This is a genomic window from Gorillibacterium sp. sgz306347, assembly GCF_059735245.1.
The window spans coordinates 54,528-74,044 of sequence record NZ_JCAPET010000005.1 but is presented as its reverse complement, the minus strand read 5'-3'; the positions used below and the strand labels follow the sequence as shown (position 1 = coordinate 74,044).

11 protein-coding genes, 1 pseudogene and 1 riboswitch are annotated in these 19,517 nt (G+C 52.6%); all 12 genes and pseudogenes read right to left on the bottom strand.

What is annotated here, in order from left to right; all coding sequences use genetic code 11:
• Positions 1 to 42: 42 nt before the first annotated feature.
• The 12 genes and pseudogenes from AC6I6H_RS04635 to AC6I6H_RS04580 all read right to left on the bottom strand — a co-directional run bounded on the left by AC6I6H_RS04635 (position 43) and on the right by AC6I6H_RS04580 (position 19,512).
• Positions 43 to 966, bottom strand: coding sequence for a polysaccharide deacetylase family protein (locus tag AC6I6H_RS04635; RefSeq protein ID WP_497952085.1), 924 nt, complete (start codon positions 964 to 966; stop codon positions 43 to 45).
• A complete protein-coding gene (locus AC6I6H_RS04630) occupies positions 963 to 1,877 on the bottom strand; it encodes a WG repeat-containing protein (RefSeq protein WP_497952080.1) in 915 nt (304 codons plus the stop codon). Before AC6I6H_RS04630 ends, AC6I6H_RS04635 begins: the two co-directional genes overlap by 4 nt.
• Positions 1,878 to 2,963: 1,086 nt before the next feature.
• Complete coding sequence (locus AC6I6H_RS04625; RefSeq protein ID WP_497952076.1) at positions 2,964 to 3,698, bottom strand: hypothetical protein; 735 nt, start codon at positions 3,696 to 3,698, stop codon at positions 2,964 to 2,966.
• A gap of 479 nt (positions 3,699 to 4,177) precedes the next feature.
• Positions 4,178 to 4,699, bottom strand: coding sequence for a DUF2247 family protein (locus AC6I6H_RS04620; protein ID WP_497952072.1), 522 nt, complete (start codon positions 4,697 to 4,699; stop codon positions 4,178 to 4,180).
• Between the two features lie 392 nt (positions 4,700 to 5,091).
• Positions 5,092 to 5,855, bottom strand: a pseudogene (locus tag AC6I6H_RS04615) (IS5 family transposase).
• A gap of 177 nt (positions 5,856 to 6,032) precedes the next feature.
• A complete protein-coding gene (locus AC6I6H_RS04610; RefSeq protein WP_497952068.1) occupies positions 6,033 to 6,320 on the bottom strand; it encodes a hypothetical protein in 288 nt (95 codons plus the stop codon).
• A gap of 201 nt (positions 6,321 to 6,521) precedes the next feature.
• Positions 6,522 to 7,397: an IS3 family transposase gene (locus AC6I6H_RS04605; RefSeq protein WP_497952259.1), complete on the bottom strand. Its 876-nt coding sequence runs from the start codon at positions 7,395 to 7,397 to the stop codon at positions 6,522 to 6,524.
• 56 nt (positions 7,398 to 7,453) lie between these two features.
• Entirely contained in the window at positions 7,454 to 7,780 is a 327-nt protein-coding gene (locus tag AC6I6H_RS04600) for a transposase (RefSeq protein WP_497952062.1), read from the bottom strand.
• Positions 7,781 to 8,067: 287 nt separating this feature from the next.
• A complete protein-coding gene (locus AC6I6H_RS04595) occupies positions 8,068 to 8,544 on the bottom strand; it encodes a PM0498 family protein (RefSeq protein ID WP_497952056.1) in 477 nt (158 codons plus the stop codon).
• Between the two features lie 8 nt (positions 8,545 to 8,552).
• Positions 8,553 to 15,167 (bottom strand): RHS repeat-associated core domain-containing protein, encoded by a 6,615-nt coding sequence (locus tag AC6I6H_RS04590; protein ID WP_497952054.1) that lies wholly within the window; start codon positions 15,165 to 15,167, stop codon positions 8,553 to 8,555.
• A 49-nt stretch (positions 15,168 to 15,216) separates the two neighbouring features.
• Positions 15,217 to 16,230, bottom strand: coding sequence for a TolB family protein (locus AC6I6H_RS04585; protein ID WP_497952048.1), 1,014 nt, complete (start codon positions 16,228 to 16,230; stop codon positions 15,217 to 15,219).
• Between the two features lie 54 nt (positions 16,231 to 16,284).
• Positions 16,285 to 16,396, bottom strand: a riboswitch (cyclic di-GMP riboswitch).
• Positions 16,397 to 16,545: 149 nt separating this feature from the next.
• Complete coding sequence (locus AC6I6H_RS04580; protein ID WP_497952044.1) at positions 16,546 to 19,512, bottom strand: DEAD/DEAH box helicase family protein; 2,967 nt, start codon at positions 19,510 to 19,512, stop codon at positions 16,546 to 16,548.
• Positions 19,513 to 19,517: the final 5 nt, after the last annotated feature.

The following is a 19,517-nucleotide window of genomic DNA, read 5'->3' as shown; positions in this document are numbered from 1 at the left end:
TGGCTCTTTAAAACTACGGGGTCCCTCAATCCTTGGGACCTCTTATTTTTTTACGGCTTCTTTTTCTATGGCTTCCCACAAAGGATGAGGAACCTTCATGGTTTCCGGGATGTCTTCATAGGCAATCTCAAGCTCCGCATGGTCTCCAATGGCGTGCGGGACCTCGATCTTCACTCCGAGCGAATCGGGGGTCAAATAAGAATCGATACCCGATTCCGCAGCGTCCGCCGTGCTCAGCCTTTCCATCCACTCCTCATCCGTGAACGGGTTTACGTACTCCCGCTGCTCTGCAAGCTCCGATTGCAGCGTTCCGCTTTTGAAGAGCCGGACAAAGGAGGCATCCACCTGAATCAGATCCCCCAAAGTCAGAAGCTTTTCCTGATTTATATCGAGATTGGTCGTATAAAACAATTCCACCGGATACGCAGCCCCCTCATCATGACGGTAGCCAACATATTGAATACTGATTGCCTCCGGGCTGCTCCACGTAACTTTAAAGTTTATATCCCATGTAGTGCGATCAAGCTCGCCGGGAGAATAATAGGTGTTCAACTGTCCGTATGCCTGATCTTTAATGACCTGATTTAACCGATCCTGCTTGGCTTGATCCTCCATCCCCGTTATTTGCGGATAACGGATCGTTATTTCGTTTTCCCGGTATACGTTAGATGACGTATCATAACTTATTTGAGCCTCCGGTTCACCGGTGCCCCCTGTATTTTCCGGACTGGCTGCCGGCTTTGTTTCTCCCCCTTGGCAAGCTGCAAGCACAAGAAAGAATACGAATAAGGCCGCAAGCTTACTGAATTGTTTCATCATTCCGTCTCCCCATTCTTCGCTGTAAAATTTCATTCTGGCTGGCTCTCCTGATTTTAGCATAACCGCCCGCATAAAATGACCCGAAAGAAAAACCACAAGCGAGGGAGAGTCGCTTGCGGCGTTTAGAAAAAAACTATGCAAATTCAATTAAAATTAACTTCTTTCCCGTTGTGGTCAATGTAGAAATACTGGGGCGGCTTTTTACTAACCAGCATTAGTCCATGATCGGATGAATAGGCATCGGTAAATTCCGGCTTGATGACAAAATCGCCCTGATGGTTTATGTAACCCCACCCGGTATCACTGCGTACCGCCGCTAGACCTTCCGAGAAGTCCCTAACCTCCCGGAAGACCGGCGGTATGGCAAAATCGCCGCCTTTCTCTATGTACCCCCAGCCTTCCGCAGTTTTAACAGCGGCTAAGTGCTCTTGAAAACGTTTGGCCTCCTCAAAAACGGGCTTGACAACCCACTCCCCTTTCGGGTTCATAAACCCCCAGAGACCGTCTTGCTTGACTGCCGCGAGTCCTTCATCAAAGGGCCGAGCCTCCTCGTAAAGAGGCGGGACAACCTCCTGACCTTTCTTGTCGATAAACCCCCACTTTGCGTCTTTAGAGACCGGGGCCAGCCCTTCTGAAAACATACCGGCATATTTGTAGCTCGTGTCGATCACAACCTCTCCTTCTTGGTTTATGTAGCCTGTACTTCCGCCTTCCTGAAAAATAACGGCTGCTACCTCCTCGGAGAACGGATAGACTCGATAAAAGTTTGTCTCCAGCACCGTTTTTCCTGTACGGTCAATGAATTCCCAATGCTCTACGCCCTTTTTATTCTTTTTTGCCACCAGCGCTAGCCCATCGTTAAACTCAAAAGCGCCATCGTAACGAAGTGGAATCTTCACCCTTCCCGTTGGATCGATGTATCCCCACTTCCCGCCTTTCTGGACAGCCGCTAATCCCTCTTGAAATTCACCGGCATTTTCATAGTCGGCTTTTAGAATGATGGCTTTGGAATCGTCCATATACCCGTATCGGTCGTTCAAAAGGATTGGATACAGCATGAAAGGTGATCCTTGCGCTCTGTTTCTATTCGCCTTTGGTTCGTCCAAAGCCGCGTTATTCGCAGAACAACCCGTGATCAGAAGGCATAACGTAACAAGCAGCAGCCGGAGCATACGCGAATTCTTCAGGAACCATTTCTCCATTATTCTTCCGCCCCCTTTTCCAACCAAAGCTTCCTGCTCTCATCCGAATGTATAAGAAACAGCGCTTCATCAACAAATCTGGAGACAACCTCTTGTTTGACAGTTGCCCGCTTTAGGAGTTGAGCTTTTAGTAATCATATCGAAAATAACCCAATGGTTTTGAATAACGAATAAAAAGACTGCCGAGACGTACTCGACAGTCTTAACCTCCCAAAAACAATGGTCACCTACAGAGACGCCTTTTAAGGGCACGTAACTATTTTTGCATTTTTCTTAAACATTCTTAGCGGAACGGTTATTGGGGTCGTGCTTTAGTATTTCCTTGGCACAAAGCACCGCCTCTTCATCACTGACTACCTTATCCGGGACTTTTGTACCCCAAGTACGACTATTTTGCTTGTTTGAATATCGACTGGAACGTAGATTTCCTTTCCTGATTCCATCTCCTTTAGATAGAGCCGCGCTTGACTATTTCTTTGAAACAAGTTTATTAAATCAATTCGATACTCATATTTTCCATCTGTCGTCAGTTTCATTGAGTCACTTTCCACTTTTTTGTTCGTCCTACCGTTAGTGTCCACACTTACAATCAAGACGACTGAAAGTAGTATTGTTAATAATACTCCTGCACAAATGCCAACGAGTTCTTCCCGTCTTGTCGGAGACCATCTTTTCATGAGCAAAATAGCATAAAACCCTACCAACAAAAGAACAGGAATAGCTACTGTTGCAAATAAGATCGTCCCTATAATATCCATTCCTCGTTGAAAATAACCTGTCGACCCTCAATAAACCAAATAACAGCAGAAATACTAAGTGCCGTCATTACTAATATTACTAGACGTAACTTCTACCTCGGTTGGATTGCTCGCCTTACCATGAGTTTAAAGGGATAAGGCCTTGGAACAGTCCAAGGCCCTTATAGAGTAATATCAAGGAGAGCTAGTTTATAAGCGAAATCAATCTGTATTCAGGAAATTGGATCCATTGGGGTTTTCCATAAAGTCGGGCAACATACAGGAAAACATTTATCACATCCTCAGGACCCGAATTTAGAATGGCTGGTGTTGAATAAACTTCGTTCCACCCCCATTCACCCCCATGAAGAGAACGTATTACCTCGCCAACGAACGCAGATGCATCCAAAAGAAACGCCCAATCAACCCCCTCTTCTAAAACTCTTTCTTGTGTAATAAGCTTCTCCACATCGGTTAAACTTGATGGTTCCTTGACATTGAGACCCCACTTTTCCCCAAACCTTTTGGCTCGCTTTGTTGGTTCTTGAAGAAGTTGCTCTGATACATTGGCAGGAGGAATAAGTTCTGGTGTGCTTTTTAGCTCTAGCCAAGCAATTCCATGATTTTTAATAACGGATAACATATTCTCTAAGATACTTATTAGTGAACTTTTGTCTGCAAAGTATTGAAACGAATCGGGACGGTTGTCGAAAACATTACCGTATACCGCTTCAAAGAATTTTAATGATGTCCGAAACCCAAGACGAACGGCATTTTCATGATGTTGACTTTTGAAAAATTCAATGTATTGCGTTACCTCCCCCCTCTCTTTTGAGTACAGGCAAGTGTTAGGGATTTTCATACTGGATTTGTAAAAGCCAAGTTGATTGAGTTCCAGTTCAATGGTTTCTTCCAGGATTTTTTTTACGGAGATAGCCATATTCAACCACCTAGTAAGCTAATTTTGGGAGAGCAGGTATAATAGCCCCATCTGTCAGTACAATTAATGTTATGATTCCAGCAACCGCTATCGTGCCCAGAACTGCCCGTTGGACCTCTGGATCGACTTGAGGTTTTTTCATTTTTTCCCTGTAATAAATCATATTTCCCATCTCCCTTCATAATTCAAGCTAAAAGGAAATTCGCCATATGTATATGGAGGTTTACGCGGGTTTTCTCCAAAAGAAAGACCGAGATATAACAGCAACCAAGGGCCTGCTATATAAGAAACCAAAAGCAGAATGGCAATTCCAAAAATGATCAATAATTGCTAATTGCCTCAAGTTACTTCCTCCTGAATTCTAGTCCATTGATCCGATTGTTACCCATCCTACAACAACAAATCTTCCGTTCATCGTTGATGATATTTTCCCAGAAAACAAAAACCACAAGCGAACGAAAGTCGCCTGTGGAGTTGGGTTAATTGGCTTGCAGTTCGTCATGCTCAACCTTTAGAAACTGCAAACAGAGCTGAACTAGCCTCTCCATGTTCTCTTGTGTTGTATGGTTTTGAGGGTTGTAGTTATCACTAGCTTTAACTGGCATATAGTATATAAACTCTTCCATCTCTTGAGGGTAACCAAAATCAGCGTAGACTTCAGCTACTTTTTCCAGCATCTCCTTGTGGTTGCGATTATCCCTCATAATTCTCGCAAGGAGAATATAACGTAGTTTTCTAACGGCAATGCTCCACTCCATAGAGGATTCATCGCAGCCTTTTCCAATAGTTCCGCATAGGATGCCTTCCATTCTGTCTTTATCTTTTTCCCAAGAAAGTTCCACGAGACTGTCTATATCCTGAGAAGATTCAACTGTTAATAAGAAAGTTGCAAAGTCGTTCACATCTTGAACAGTGAACTTATGCATTTTTAATCCAATATATATCGTTAGCATGTCTAGCTTCATATTATTTTTTGAAAAGTCGTCGATAAAATTATTCATTCTTCCACCTTCATTTCTTTATTGGAATTGCATTCGGTTTCCCACTTATACCAACGTTGGGTATAAATCTCCTATGAGTTACTTCACCGCCGAATTCAATCCATTCAAATATCCCATTCCTACCATTCAATGATCCTTCAATTTGGTAAAGGTTCCGTTTTACATGATCCCCGCCAACTAAATCAAATCTCTGTGCAGATGATGCATAATTATCAATAATATCAGGAAAGGCATGATCGGGATCTGTTTTATTCGCACTTCCAACCCTTTGCCCTTTACTAATATCATTTGTTATGTCCTTAACTTTCCCCGCACCTTTTGTAACCCTAAATATTGCTATAGTACGAACTACTCCTACAGTCGCTCCACCTACTAGGGCGTGTATGCAAACCTCATGCCAACCAGATCATGGAAGAAGCCAGCTTTAAGAAGGCCATGAAAGTACAGGCCAATTTATCGTAGCGAGTTGCCAGTCGACGGTTGTGTTTGAGCTTGTTGAAGAGGCATTCAACCAGATGACGCTCTTTAAACAACCACCAGTCGATTGTCCGTTGAGTGGTACGGTTCTTTTTACCAGGAATCACGCAACGAGCTTGCTTCTCTTCCAGTAGTGTAATGATTTTAACGGTATCGTACCCGCGATCGGCCAAGACGTTTTTCCCTTGAATATCTTGGGTTCCCAGGATTTCATATCCGGCCAAACTGTCGTTGATATGGCCGCCAGTGATTTCAAAGCGCAGCGGATTGCCAAGACCGTCCACAACGGCGTGAATCTTGCTGGTCAGGCCTCCACGGGACCGTCCGATGGCTTGGAATTGCTGCCCCCTTTTGCCCCCGCGCCGTGTTGATGAACACGTACGATGGAGGCGTCCAGCATCACACTTTCCTCATCAGGTTCGGATGCCAACACGTCCAACATGCGGTCAAAAATGCCTGCTTTTCCCCACCGGCGAAACCGACTGTATACGCTGCTCCATGAGCCATAGTATTCGGGCAAGTCGCGCCATGGTGCGCCGGAGCGAAGCACCCAGAGCGTGGCGTTAAACATTTTTCGATTATCTGTAGCCGGACGCCCTCCTTGCGGTTTTCGCTCCGGCGGCAAGAGATCTTGGATTCGTTCCCACTGGTCATCTCGTATTTCGTATCGTCTTTTCATAGGCTAAGTTTACCAGTTTATTAGCTATTTTGATAGTTTGCATACACGCCCTAGGAAATTGAATCCATTAGGGTTTTCCATAAAGTCGGCAACAATAAAGGGACCTGTAGAATCACACTTAACTCAAGTGTTATTCCCACAGGCCTTTAGACAATAAGGATTACTGATTATAGATGATTAAAAGAATAAAGAAGAAACAGTTCCCGCCCCGATAAGTAAAAGCCCCGTGACAATAAAAAAGGCGTTTTCCTTTCTATAATCCTTCGAGAGATAAATAGCCTTAACGATCCTCATTCCTGCAGCATTACCCCAAACACCTACCACAACACACCAAAGTCCAAGGGGTATAAATCTTGAGTTTGTATAGCGAAACAATAAAGGATTTATATAAAAAAAGTAAAAAAACGAAAAAAGGATCACAAGTATAACGTTAATAAACTCTTTGGTTGTATTCTTTTTGTCCATATCTCCATTACACCTACTTCTCTACAAAAATTCCTAACGGCTCTTTACTTTTAGCATCCACAATAGCTTGATAAGTACCGTATAGTGGAATCAACCCAGTTAACCACGGTTTAACCCCCTTAATCTGGACCAGGCACCTCTTATTCGATTGTGTCCATAAAATTGCTCGATATTGCTCCCGTTCTCACAGGTTTATAGCGACTAGACTTTGATCACTTTGGGCTCTATAGTGCCCTCTTGAATCGCAGTCCGATACTCGTACGGCGACAGGTCGTATAGACTACCATGAATCCGCATGTGATTGTAATTGTGAATAAAACTGCTGACGATTTCATACGCCTGTTGATAGCTCTCAAACTCGTGTCTCTGGTAACATTCCGACTCCAAAATGGCGTGGAACGACTCGATGTGTGCATTCTTATTCGGCGTTTTTGGCGGTATGCGCTCATGTACCATTTTAAACTGTACACAGGCCTCCCCAAACCGATGGCTAATGAACTGCGGGCCATTATCCGATCGAATAACAGGCCGATTCGTTTTGTCAAAGAGCTGGCGTTTCATCAGTGCTTCCTGCGTAATTTGAACCAAGTCCTTGGCCTCGCAGGACAAGCCATGATGGTAGGCGACAATGGCACGATCAAACACATCGATGATACTCATTAAGAAGAAAAAGCGACTTTCGCCTTCAATCCAGCCGTACTTGATGTCGGTTTCCCAGAGCTGATTGGAGCCAGTGAGAAGTCGGTTGTTCGCCAACCGCTTCGGGTGCTTCATTTTTAGTTTACGTTGTGGCCGCAGGACATGCATTTCTTTGCACAGTCGATAAACTTTCTTCTTGTTGATGACCAGACGATGTTCACGCTGAAGCACCTTCGTCAGTTTGCGGTACCCGTAGACGGATGTGTATTCATCAGCGAGTAATTCCATGATCCACTCACTTACTTGTTCATCGCTAATTCGCTTGCCGTCTTGCGTATAGGAATAACCAGGCGCGGGGCGACCGCTCCTGTGGATCGCTTCAGGTTGTTCTTTGGCTTGATTGACATGTGCATAGTACGTCGTGCGGTTCACATCCAGAATGCGTAATACCAGACGAATGGGATGACGCTGCAGGATGTACTTCTGGGCTATGGCTATTTTATCCGCAAGTGTGGATTCGTTTTTTTTAACAGGTCACGGAGAATTTCTCTCTCCAACGCTTGCTCTGCGTACAGCTTCTTAAGCTTCTCATGTTCTTTCTCCAGAGCAGTGTAATCCGATGCTGTAGGTATGAACGCCGCTTGCTTTAAAGCCGTTCCGTCCAGTTGCTCCTGATCGGTGCGCGTCAGTTCTTTCGCCCAGCGCAGCACCATCTTTGGATCAAGCTCATGCTGCCTCGCAACGGCCGCCATGTTTCCGATCTCGTTCCCCTTGGCTACCACCATTTTTTTGAAATTCAGATCATACCGTTTTCTCTCCATTTGAGTTCCCCTCCGACTGATTTATTGTATCGGAATAAGGGGTGTACGCTCCAATTTCATTTGGGGGCTAAATAGTGAGCGTTACAACGGTTCTATTTAAATAATGATTAATAAAACAAGGAGACCCATAAAATTGCACTTAATCGAAGTGTCAATTCTACAGGTCCCTTAAGCTAAATCTTGAATAATAATATTACTTTCTTTTTGAAATTTGTAGGGATGAGAGGTTTAAAAAGCTTTCCATCCTCAGTTTTATCTTACACTTAAGTAAAAAAAAGTCACAACTTTCAAATTTCAATGACAAGTATGGCTTCTTCTTTATACTCTTCTAAATCTTCGATATCTATCCATGGGATTTCATCTTCTCTCAAGCTATTGAGTCTTATTACCGCATCATGGCCATCAAAAGATAATATTAGATGAAATTTCTTGGTTGGATACTCTGCTTTAATTACTACCTCCCACTTTTTGATCAGAGCTACTCCCAATTTCAAAACCTTCAACGATTCGTATTTTTTTACTAATATAGTGCTCAAATGAAGATGATTTACAGCCGCCTCTAAGGACGTTCGATCACTATGATGAGTTTCGCTAAAGCGACTTGGAAACTTGATGCCAGCAAAACTACCCTTAACGAACACACACTCATCCCATTCCAAAAAAGTAAACCACTTAGGGTCCAAGTCTTCAATAATTTTATTACAAGGCGAGTTACTTGATAACCCCTTTAGATAAGTTTCCATTCTCTTATTTTTCTTAAGCATAATTACACCTACATCCCTAAGTACTTTGTCATTCCTTCATACAGTTTCTTCATAAACTTCCTATCATCCAATAAGTTATTGATATACTTAGGCGCTTTTTCATTAGTTTCCCTATTATAAAAGTATCTTCCGTCAAAATTAAAGTACCATTTTTCTTGGGTTGCATCATTTTGAATGTGTAACTGACCTGGTCTTTTGCCTGGGCTAGGATTTTCAACATCCAATCTTATTTGTTGTTTTTTAACGGTTGTTGTGAATAGTGTTTTACTACTAACCTTAACGCCCCCAGCTCCAATCATACCGTAGTGAGGTAGTTTTTGACTCATATAGAATGCTTGGCGCTGTCCCGGTGTTAACGTGCCATTCTCAACCATTTCATCTATTTGCTTAAGATAGCTGAGCTTAACGCTTGTTTGTACATTATAGGGAAGTCGATTGTATTCTTGAGGTTTTAGCCCATACATATACGTTCCTTGAGCAGACAACCTAAAAGAATCCAAAAATGCTTCAATTCTTGTTAGCTTAAATCCGTTAGCTTTTTTACCTGCCTTAATTAGAGCTTGATCATCCTGATGATATTGCGGTACATTCCCACTGGGGTCTACATAACTTAATGGATTATTATGAACATACGTATAAAGATTTAAACTTAACGGTTTTTTCATCTCCCCTTCATACGTATCCTCGCTAATAAACCGTCCGATCTCCGGGTCGTAATACCGCGCGCGGGCGTAGGTCAGGCCGCTGTTGTAATCGTAGCCGAGGCCCGTATAGCCGAACAGGTTGTCCGGACCGGTCCAGTTCGGGTCAAACTTCTCCGGCGCGTCCGGAATGCCGAAGGCGTCATAGCCGTAGCGCGCCGAGACCGCGCCGGTTTGCGTGGCGAGCGCGAGCGGGCTGTCCTGGATGTCGCTCAGGTAGTACAGCTGCTCCGGCGACGTGCCGGGCTCCGCGCCTCCCGCGCCCGGTGCCGGCTCCCAGCCGTTGGTCGGATCGTTCGCGGGCAAATAAGACATGCTCAGCCGCTCGCCGTCCGCTCCGTAGACGTACTTCTCCTTCCACGCCGACTCCTTGCCGGTTTCGACCGCTTGCAGGACTTCCGGCAGGCCGAGACTCAGGTCGTTGTAAAATGTGAGGTCGCGTTCCTTTTTCTTGTGCTGCTTCTCCCAGCCTTCCGCTACTCCAGCCGGGTTGCTCGCTGGATAACCATCCTCTCCTTGCGGGTTCGGCTGCTTCACGGCCATTCCGACCCGATTGCCGTCGCCGTCATACCGGTAAACGGTGCTGTTGCCCGCCTCGTTGACGGCCTCCATCAAACGGTTGGCGCTGTTCCAGCTGTATTGTGCCACCACCTGCATTTGGCCGCCTGCCGCCCCGTTTGCTTTCACTTCCAGCAGGTTGCCGCGTCCGTCGTAGCGGTAGGTCTTCTGTTCCTCCACCTTCGCGATCTCGGTCAACTGGTTAGCCGCGTTGTACGTATACGTTTCTTCCCCGCTCGCTCCGGCTCCTGCCTCGGTTTTGCTCAGGCGGTTGCCGTTCGGGTCATAGGTATAGCCAGTCTTCGTCCCGTTCTTTTCGTTGACTTCGAGCAGTTGGCTCAGGGCGTCGTAGGCGTACTCGGTCACCAGCGTTTGGGGCTGGCCGCCGGCATTGTCTTCATCCTTGCCGCCCGACACCCGCGTCCGGCGCTCCAGATTGCCGACCGGATCGTAGGCATAAGTCAGCTTTTCCAGGACTGTGGCGCCGCTTGTATGCGTAAGCTCCGTCACCTGACCCAACTCGTCGTACTGATACTTGCTTGTGACGCCGTTCGGCAGGGTGCGGGTGAGGACGGACCCCCGGGCATCGTAGGTGTAGACGGTTTCTTGTCCATTTTCGTCCACCGCGCGCGTCATCTGGTTATTCAAGTTATAGCCGTATTTGGCCGACTTGTTGTCGGGGTACACAATCCGGCTGCGCTGGTTGCCCGCCGTCCACTCGTAGTGAACGAATTTCCCGTCCGGATAGCCGACCTTGATCAGACGGTCCAGCATGTCGTACCGGTAGGTGGTCGTTCCCTCACCGTCCTTCATGGCGGTGCGCAGGCCGTGTTTGTCGTAGGTGTAGGCAACGTTTTGCCCATCTGCATAGGAAACTTTGGTCAGACGTCCCGTTTTGTCGTATTGGTAAGCCGTCGTCTGCTTGTCCGGCGCAATCCTTGTCTTTTGCAGTCCGTCCGCGTAGTACGTGAAAGCCGTCGTTTGGCCCAGCGCATTGGTCTCCTGCACCGGAAGGCCTCGCTTGTCGTAGCTGTATGCCGTCTCGTTGCCGTTCGCGTCCACCCGCGTTGCGATTTGACCAGCCTCATCGTAGGCATAAAAGGTGGTTTGGCCCAGCGCATCCGTCACTTTGGTCAAACGGCCCAGTTTGTCGTGTTCGTAAGCAGTGGTTTGGCCATTGGCATCCTTGATCTGCAAAAGCTGGCCCACCGCGTTGTACGTATACTCCGCCTTCTGGTTTTTGGCATCGGCAATGGCCGTCACCCTGTCCAGTTCGTCGTAGGTATAGACGGTTTGTTTTTGCAGCGCATCCTTGAAAATGGACAGACGCCCCCGCGCATCGTACGTGTTCGTCGTTTTGTTTCCAAGCGCGTCGATAACGCCCGCTTCCCGTCCGGCTTCATCGTATTCGGTTTTGATGACCGCTCCGCTCGGATAACGCGTTTCCGTCAGGCGGCCTGTTTTGTCGTAGACGTAACGGGTCGTCTGCTTCAGCGGATCGGTTTCCCCTGTTTGGCGGCCGAGCTCGTCGTAGGTATAGGTAGATACCCGGTGCAGCTCGTCGATCGCCCGAACTACCCGGCCAAGCGCATCGTAGCCATATTCGGTTACTCCGCCTTCCGGGTCCGTTACTTTGGTGCGAAGACCTTTTTCATCATATTCGTAGCGGGTCACCCCGCCCCTTGGATCGGTGACCGTCAAAAGGCTGCCGTTCTCGTCGTACGTGTAAGACGTGGCCCCGCCTTCCGGATCGGTCTCCTTTGTCGGCCGGCCCAATGCGTCATATTCGTATCGAGTCACGCTTCCTCCCGGAGTGTGCTCTTCCACGATATTGCCGGTTTTGTCCGTTACGGTTACGGACTTGCGGTTTTCCGCATCGGTTACAGTCCACGTCCGGTCGGCGCGGTCTTCCTCGTAAACGGTTCTGCCGCCATCCGCATCGGTGATGGAGATTACCTGGCCGTCCGCATCGTAAGCCGTAACGGTCTTCTGTCCAAGCGCATCCTCTTCGGTCAGTACGCGATCCAGGGGATCGTAAGTGTAAGAGACAAGTTTGCCCAATGTGTCACGCGTCTCCGTTACACGGCCCGCTTCGTCGCGTACGTAGGTCGTGACCGTCCCGCCGGAGGTTTTTTGCGTCAAAGTCAATCGGGTTTCCGGATCGTAGGCAAACTCGGTTTTCTCTCCCTCTTCGTTGGTGATAACTGAGGGCAAACCGTACCCGTTTCGTTCGATTTTGTAGACGCCGCCCAACGCATCCGTGGAAGCGGACAGATTTCCTTTGGCGTCATAGGTATACGCTGTACGTGAGCCAAGCGCATTGCGGCTTTCCAGCAGGTTGTTGGTTCCGTCATACCGGTTAATATCGGTGTAGCCCGCCTCGTCCTTCGTCTGCAAAAGATTGCCCCGCTCGTCGTAACGATAAGCAGAGGCGTTTCCCCTCGCATCCGTCACTCCGCTCATAGCGTCGTTTGCATCGTAGCGGTACGTTTCTTTTTTGCCGGTCGGCAACGTGACCACCGTGAGCAGGTTGCGGTCGTTATACTCATAGGTTGTTTTCCGGCCCAGCGGATCGGTAAGCGTCGTTTCTTTGCGTTTAGCAGGCGCCGCCTTTCCCGGCGAACTGCTCGCCGCTGCTGCGGAAGCCTTCGTCGGACTCGGCGTCGGCGCCGGGGTCGGAGCGGGCGTGCCCCCGCCGGCCGTCTGATAGGTCAAAATCGTCTTGCCCGCGCCGCTCCCGGTTTTGACCGCCGGCTTCTGGTTAGGCGTAAAGTCGCCGCCGACCGCGACATAGCCGCCGGTGATAAACGACAGGTTGTTGTTGACGCTGACATTGCCGCGCACAAACAAATCGCCTCCGGCAACCTCCAGCGTGGCGGTCTGGTTGTTGGAAATGATCTCGCCGACCGCCATTTCCTCGGCGATGTTCATGTCAACCTTGGTGTTGATGTTCAGGTTGTCCGGAATGAAAATCCGCTTCGCGGCGACGTTGAGCTGCCCGTTGTTGTAAACCAGATTCCCCGCATACAGCGTGCCGTCGGCTTGAACCGTGGAATCGCTGTTGAGGTGCAGGCTGCCCTTGACGTAGATGTCCCCCGCCAGCGAGCCGGCCTGATGGGCGCGCAGCGTCAGCGCCGTGTTGCCGTTCAGCCCGCCTTTGACAATCAGGACGCCGTAGACGTCGACGGTCAGCTTCTTGTTGCTGTTGATACCCTCGACGAGAACGACCACCGGCTTCGACGCGCTGCCGAGCGTAATGCTCTCTTCCAGGTTGAAAAAGCTGGTTTTTGCCACCGCCGGAGAGCCGGACAAGCCGTTCAGCTTCTGGGCGAACGCAGCCGCATCATGGGCATCCACCGTTTGTGCCGAGGCTTCATAGCCGGAAATCCGGTCTTCGGCCGCTTTTTGCTGTACCGTCATGTAACGGGTAATTTCTTCTTTCAATCCGGCGACTTGAATAAAAGGAGGCGCATTGCGTGAATTGTTCATGTTGCCGGAAAGCAGGATGGCGCTGCCGTCCCCGATGTCGCGCGGATTCGCCGGGTCGATGCGGGTCGTGCCGTTTCCGCTGCCCGGATCGCCGCTGCCGGGGTCTTCGCCCCCCGGTTCCTCCTCATCGCCTTCTTCCAGCACCTTATAGTCCATGCCGTAGCTCGCGCCCGTTTCATCGCCGTAGGACGTTACCTGGCCGGCGGCGTTATAGCCGATCGTTTGATAGCTTTTGCCCGTCGGGCTGGTGACCTTGGTGATGCGATGCGCGCTGTCATATTCCAGACGTGTGGTTGAGCCGTCGGCTAATGTGTAGGACACAAGATCGCCGTTTTTATCGTAGTCGTATATAACGGTGCGGCCGGTGTGATCAGTCAGCGTCTTGAGGCGGCCGCCTTCATAAGAGAGCGCCAGCGACATGCCGGGAACCGCGATGCTGGTCAGCTCACTGCCGGTATAGGAGAGCGTAAGCGCGTTGCCGTTGCGGTCGGTAATCGACGATAACCGTCCGTCCATGTCAAAGCGGTATACCGTTTGCGACCGGTCCGTGAGGGCATACCCCTGGCCGGAACTTTGCGTGAGCTCGTATTCCGAGCCGCGCGGAGAGAGGTAAGCCCCGCCGCCGAGCGGGATGAATTCCAGACGGGAGCCGTCCGGAGGCAAAAGCACGGCTTTGCCGTCCGCACCGGCTTGCAGCCGCCATTCGTAGGAATGATGCCAGCCCGCGCCAGGCGCGCCTGCGAAGCTGTCCATGCTGCGCTTGGACAAGCTGAAATCGACCGGAATCACCGAGCCAAGAGACAGGTTGCCCGCTTGATAAACGAACTCGCCGGTAGCCAGATCAATGGGGCCGCCCGCTCCGCCCCTTTCGCCAAGGGGCGAAGCCTCTCGGGCCGCAATGGCCGCAGGCGTGAACTGCGCCAGCGCCGCAGCCGGCAGCGCTCCGTCCGTTAGCGGGTCCGGCAGCAGCAGCTCGGCCGGCGCTTCATCGGCCGACTTGAGCGCCGTTGCCCCGGAAAGGGTGTTGTATGCGGCGACTTCTTTCAGCTTTTGCGTCAAATAAGACGTAGAGTCCGCTTTGTAGTAGTACCCGATTACGGCAGACCAGCTCACCGTACTGCCGGAGGGCTTCTGGTAGCGCAGTACGCGGATGAGGTCCGAGCTGGGCGACTCGACGCCTTCCTTCGCGGCAAACGCGGTGAGATGGGCGATCCGGTTCGCCGGCAGCGTAACCTTCGTCGCCCACAGGCCCGAGCCCGAAACGGCGAGCTTGTTCACGTCCTGCAGTGTAGTGCCCACTGCGTCCGCAACGTTAACCCGGATCTGCGAACCGGTCTCGGCTTTGCCTCCGAGCGTATACTGCCCGCCGGAGCCGCCCGGCAAAAAGCCGACCGCCGCCGGGCTCGCCGCCTGCTCGGGGCGGTACAGCTCTACGGATGCCATATCGCCGTAGAAATTGTCGCTTCGGACATCCGTCGGGATCACACTGATAACGTATTGGCCGGGGTCCAGCGGCTTGCCGCCGATTTTGCCGTCCCAATGGTACACGTTGTCCACATACTCCCCGTTCGCGTCGACGGTCGGGTAGGTACCCTCGTGAATGAGCGCCTGCTCGATCGGGTAACCGCCTTCGGGGTTCGGCACGCAGATCGCGATGCGCACGTCATGCGTTTTGGCCGTCTCGGAAGCGTCGAACTTGAAATGAATGTCCGCGCCGGACCCGCCCGCCGTGTTAATGCGAGGCGGATTGACGGTGATCAGGGTATCGGCCTTTACTTTTGTAACGGCCAGGCCGGGCACGACCGGAATGCCGGTCAGCAATAGCGTGACCGCTAATAAAAGGCTAAGAAACGCCTTGGTTCTCTTTTTCAGCACAAGTGCTCACCTCTGGATTGGAATAGGAAGGGCTTGGGACCGCCGGGCATTATTTCGCCGACGCGGCCGGGGTGCGGACCATTTTGCGCAGGGACAGGTTTCCCTTGCCGTCCGCCATCACCAGTTCGTCGCCGCTGTACCCGATATACGTGCGGTTTTTGGCGGATTCGCCGATCGTGAACACCTCGCCGGTCTTCAGATTGACGCCCCGCACCAGCACTTTCCCGTTCACCGCTTCCATCCATGCACCCTGCGTGTCTCCGATGGCCAAAAAGCCGTATTCCGCCTTCTTGACGCCCGCTGCGGTCAAATCCTTCGGTTTTGCGGCCGCATTCGACGTGTTCAGAAGCAGGTACTTGCTCCGGCTCTTGTTGTCCGCCGCTTTGGCAAGCACGTCTGTTCCGTTAAACGCAAACCAGCTCAGCGTAAAGCCCGAGGCGCTCATGTTCAGGCTGTGGGTCGTGCCCGCCGCAATATCGTACAGGGCGGCATCGCCCTCGTCGGTCAAAAAGGCGACCTTTCCCTTGGCCACAACCGGCTGGCGCCCCGATTCCACGGGCATTTCTTCCCCGCCCGAGGCCAGATCGAGCAGATAGATCGTCGACGTATCCGAACGGCTCCAGACCACGTGATTGCCGCTGATCGACAAGCTGCCGAGCGGACCGTCCACGGCGTTCAGCCGGGCCGTTTTTTTGGTCTTCAGGTTGTAGGCGTACACGTCCCAGTACAGCGAACCGCTGCTGCGCTCCCCTTTGTCAAACCAAACGACGGTATTACCGCTTACTTGCGGACTTTGCTTGCGGGCGGCGGTTTTCGTAAGGGTCTGTTTTGCTCCCGTTTTCAAATCCAGGTACTCGACCTGCGGATGACCGGCTTTGTCCTTTGCGATCGAGACCAAACCGGTCCCCGCCACGGAAGCGTCCGCCGCGCTCGCCTGCCCGGCGGTTTTCCGGTCCTGTGTCTTGTACGTGACCGAAGCCGCGCCGCTTTCGGCGGCAGCCGCGAATAAAGATGCGACCAAGAGCAAGATAACCGCCAGCACAATCTGTTGTTTCGATTTCATCCCTCTGTTTCTCTCCTCGTATGACCGTTTTCGGGCACAAAAAAATCAAGCCCGTGAAGCGGCCCGGCTGCCGTCCCGCTTGCAACCCCCGCTTGGGAGGGCGGCAATGCGGCTTAGGCCCGTGGCTTTGCGTCTCCGCCTTTCGACGGATTTGCCTTTGATTCCAACTTGATTTCAGTCCGCTATGTAGGTCATTCGTGGTGGCGCTGCGGCCTATTGGTTCTATCGGCTTTTGGAATGGAAAGTTGAATCTTCTCTTCAAGAAAAAGCAAAAACCGGGACGAAAGTCCTTTTGAGGACCTCGTTCCGGTTTTGTCAGCGCCAAACGCTGATTCGCTCCGTTTTGTCGAGAAAGGCGGCGGACATCGCTTTCGCTCTTGCGGCCAGAAGCCGTTTCCGGCCTTCGGCCGTGCGGGTATAGATCAGCTCCGCCGGACCGATCTTCTTGGCCCACAGCGCATGAAACCGCTCCGCGTCTTCCTTTCTCCGGCCGATCTCTTCCGGCACGGCATAATAGTCGCGGCGCCTTCCAAGAAAAGACCGGGACTCGCGGTAAAGCAAATACCGGGGGTTTTGCACCGGCTCGAGAAGCTGCTGAAGGGCCTGAAGAAAAAGCGTCTGCTCTTGAGCGGTTCCTCCCTCCATCCGGCAAACCACGCCGCCGTCTCCGGCTTCCTCCGCCTGGATGCGGTGGCGGCCCGGTTCAGGCTTCACAAGCTTCATCGCATAGAGGGATTCATAGACGGCTTCTCCCGCCAGCCGAATGCTTTTGCCCGGTGAATGATGCCGGAGATACAGCCGTACGCCCTTTACCAGGGACGGCAACGCCGGAAGCGCTCCAGCCAGCGCGATCAAAGCAAGCTTCACACCGGCCGGCATATCCCCGAAAACAAGCCGCGGCTCGAGGAGCGCCTCCAAGAGACCGAACAGCCCGGCGGACGCCGCCCACAGCAGCAGGGCTTTGACGGTTTGCCCAAAATAGTACGGGCGGGGAACCGTCTCCTCCGTGGAGACCAGCTGTTCGTTCATTCCCTCGTGGAGCACCAGCGCCGCCTCCCACCGTTCACGCAGGCGGGCGCGCTGCCGGGCCCGTTCAAAGGTGCTCCGGTTTTGCCCGCTCAGCCAGCCGGACGTATACCGGTCCGTTTGCAGGTCCATCCGTCCGATGCCGGATTCAATGGTTTCCCGCGTCACGGAAAGCCCGACCAGCGAGCGGAAGCGGCGGCTGAGCGAAACGAGGTCCCGTCCCCCGTCCGGCTGCTCCGTATCCACGCAGGCGAGGTGCCAAATGGCGCCGGTTTTGGCGGGGTTGTCTTTTTGCGTGCGGATCGCGCGCCCCCGCATTTGATTGGAGAGCATAAAAGAGCCGACGTAGGACGCCAGGACAAGCACATTGAGGCACGGCGCGTCCCAGCCTTCCCCCAACAGAGCGGCCGTTCCGATCAAAATCCGGATGCCGCCCCGCTCGAACACTTCGGTAACCACAGCCACCAGTTGGGAAAGCGGAGCGCCCCGAAGGTCGAGCTCGACATACGCGCCGTCGTGTGCCAGCGGCCACGCGGTCCTCGGCAGGACGGCAAGCGATCCGCACAGGATGCCGAGCGGCGCGCTCACCTCCTCGCGGCGGCGCAGCAGCTCGAAGACGGGCACGACCCCGAGCCGGTTAAGCGGAGGCGCCCCCCCGCCCGCCCCGGGAAAGCTGTCTTTGCGGATGTAATCGGCCAGCACCACCAGGCGCAGGTCCTCCTTCAGCAGGTTCTGCTCGAAGGAGACAATTTCGCCGATGCCATGCAGCTTTGAGGCGCTCTGCGTCAGCATCCGGTCGAAAGCGGGGGTGGAGCGGAACGAAACCCGGCGCTTTTCGGCCGCCCCGATGGCCCGCAGCTTTCCGCGCCACTCCTTCAGCGCCGGGTTTTCCTCATCCATTCGCTTGTCCCGGTACAACAGCCCGGTCAACAGCTCCCCGGCCCATTCGTCCGTCAAAGGCGGCACTTCTTCGCCTTCCACGCCCAGCGCTTTCGCCGCCAGGGGCCAGCCGGGAAGCCCCGCAGCCTTCAAGTAGATCACCAGACTGGAAAAATACCCGGGAGCCGTCAACGCCTCCTCCAAATGCTCTTCCGTCCGAACTATCCACGGATGGCTGCCGACCGCTTCCCGAATGGCGGGGTCGAGCAGCAGCTCCTGCTTCAAACGGGCGGCGTTTCGGCGGAACTCCCGCAGGGGGCCGTATTCCGCTTCATTGGGCTCGGTCAGAAAAATATAATCCTGATGCGGGCAAAGCTCCGCTTCGCGCACAAGCTCGGGCACGCTGATTTCGGCATCGATCGGGCCGCACAGCTCTTCGTACCGCTGCCACTCGGCCTGCTGCACATCGTACGGCGGCGTGGCGGTCAGCGCAACGACGGCCGGCCGGTTCAGGGCCGAGCGCAGGCGCAGCGCGCTTTTCCACCAGGCCGCCCGCAAATGGTGCGCCTCGTCGAGGATGAGCGTCTGGAAGCCCATCCGCTCTATGGCGGCGCGCGCTTCGGCCGGCCGACTTCGCCCGGCGGGAGCGGCCTCCCTTCCGCCCCGCTCCGGCGCTGCCCGTGAACCAGCGTCTGGCGCCCGCCCGGTCCCATCTGCGGCTACCCCGAAAGAGGGCTCCGCCGGCTTTTGACCCTCTTCCGCTTCCTCCGGTCCATTTTCCGACGGCATGTCGTCTTCTTCCGCTTCCTCCGGTCCATTTTCCGACGGCATGACGTCTTCTTCCGCTTCCCCGAAAGCGTCTTCCGCCGAATTTTCGCCTTTCCCGCTCTCTCCGGCCCGTTCCCCGGGTGGCTCAACCTCTTCCGGCTGCGCCCCCTCTTCCCTTTTATACAACTCATGCAGGGCCTGATACGTGGTGACCGTGACAAAAGCGGGCTTGTGCAGCTCAAGCGAAACCCAATCCGGAAGCTGCGGGGTTTGCAAAAAAAGGGCCCGGAATCGCTCGGCCCATTGATTGCGGATCGTCAGAGTGGGCGCAACGATCAGGGTCGCCCGGTCCAGGCGCAGCATGACCTCCAGGCCGAGCACCGTTTTGCCGGAGCCGGGCGGCGCCACCAGATGCAGGTGGCGGTTCGCCAGCAGCCCGTCCAGTCCGTCCAGCACTCTTTTCTGGTAAGAGCGCCACGGGTAGCAAAAAGCGATGCCTGCGGGAAAGCGGCTCATCGCCGGCTTTTCGGCAGGGGCTGTGTGCGGCTGATCGCGCTTTTCCGCCTCTTCTTCCGCTTGACGGACCCGTTTTCTTTCCGGCTTTCCCATGCCCA

Excerpts from the sequence above, each read along its gene's own strand:
- AC6I6H_RS04600 (WP_497952062.1), bottom strand. The coding sequence starts at position 7,780 with ATGGAGAGAAAACGGTATGATCTGAATTTCAAAAAAATGGTGGTAGCC.
- AC6I6H_RS04620 (WP_497952072.1), bottom strand. The coding sequence starts at position 4,699 with ATGAATAATTTTATCGACGACTTTTCAAAAAATAATATGAAGCTAGAC.
- AC6I6H_RS04585 (WP_497952048.1), bottom strand. The coding sequence starts at position 16,230 with ATGAAATCGAAACAACAGATTGTGCTGGCGGTTATCTTGCTCTTGGTC.
- AC6I6H_RS04625 (WP_497952076.1), bottom strand. The coding sequence starts at position 3,698 with ATGGCTATCTCCGTAAAAAAAATCCTGGAAGAAACCATTGAACTGGAA.
- AC6I6H_RS04595 (WP_497952056.1), bottom strand. The coding sequence starts at position 8,544 with ATGCTTAAGAAAAATAAGAGAATGGAAACTTATCTAAAGGGGTTATCA.
- AC6I6H_RS04630 (WP_497952080.1), bottom strand. The coding sequence starts at position 1,877 with ATGCTGTATCCAATCCTTTTGAACGACCGATACGGGTATATGGACGAT.
- AC6I6H_RS04610 (WP_497952068.1), bottom strand. The coding sequence starts at position 6,320 with ATGGACAAAAAGAATACAACCAAAGAGTTTATTAACGTTATACTTGTG.
- AC6I6H_RS04580 (WP_497952044.1), bottom strand. The coding sequence starts at position 19,512 with ATGGGAAAGCCGGAAAGAAAACGGGTCCGTCAAGCGGAAGAAGAGGCG.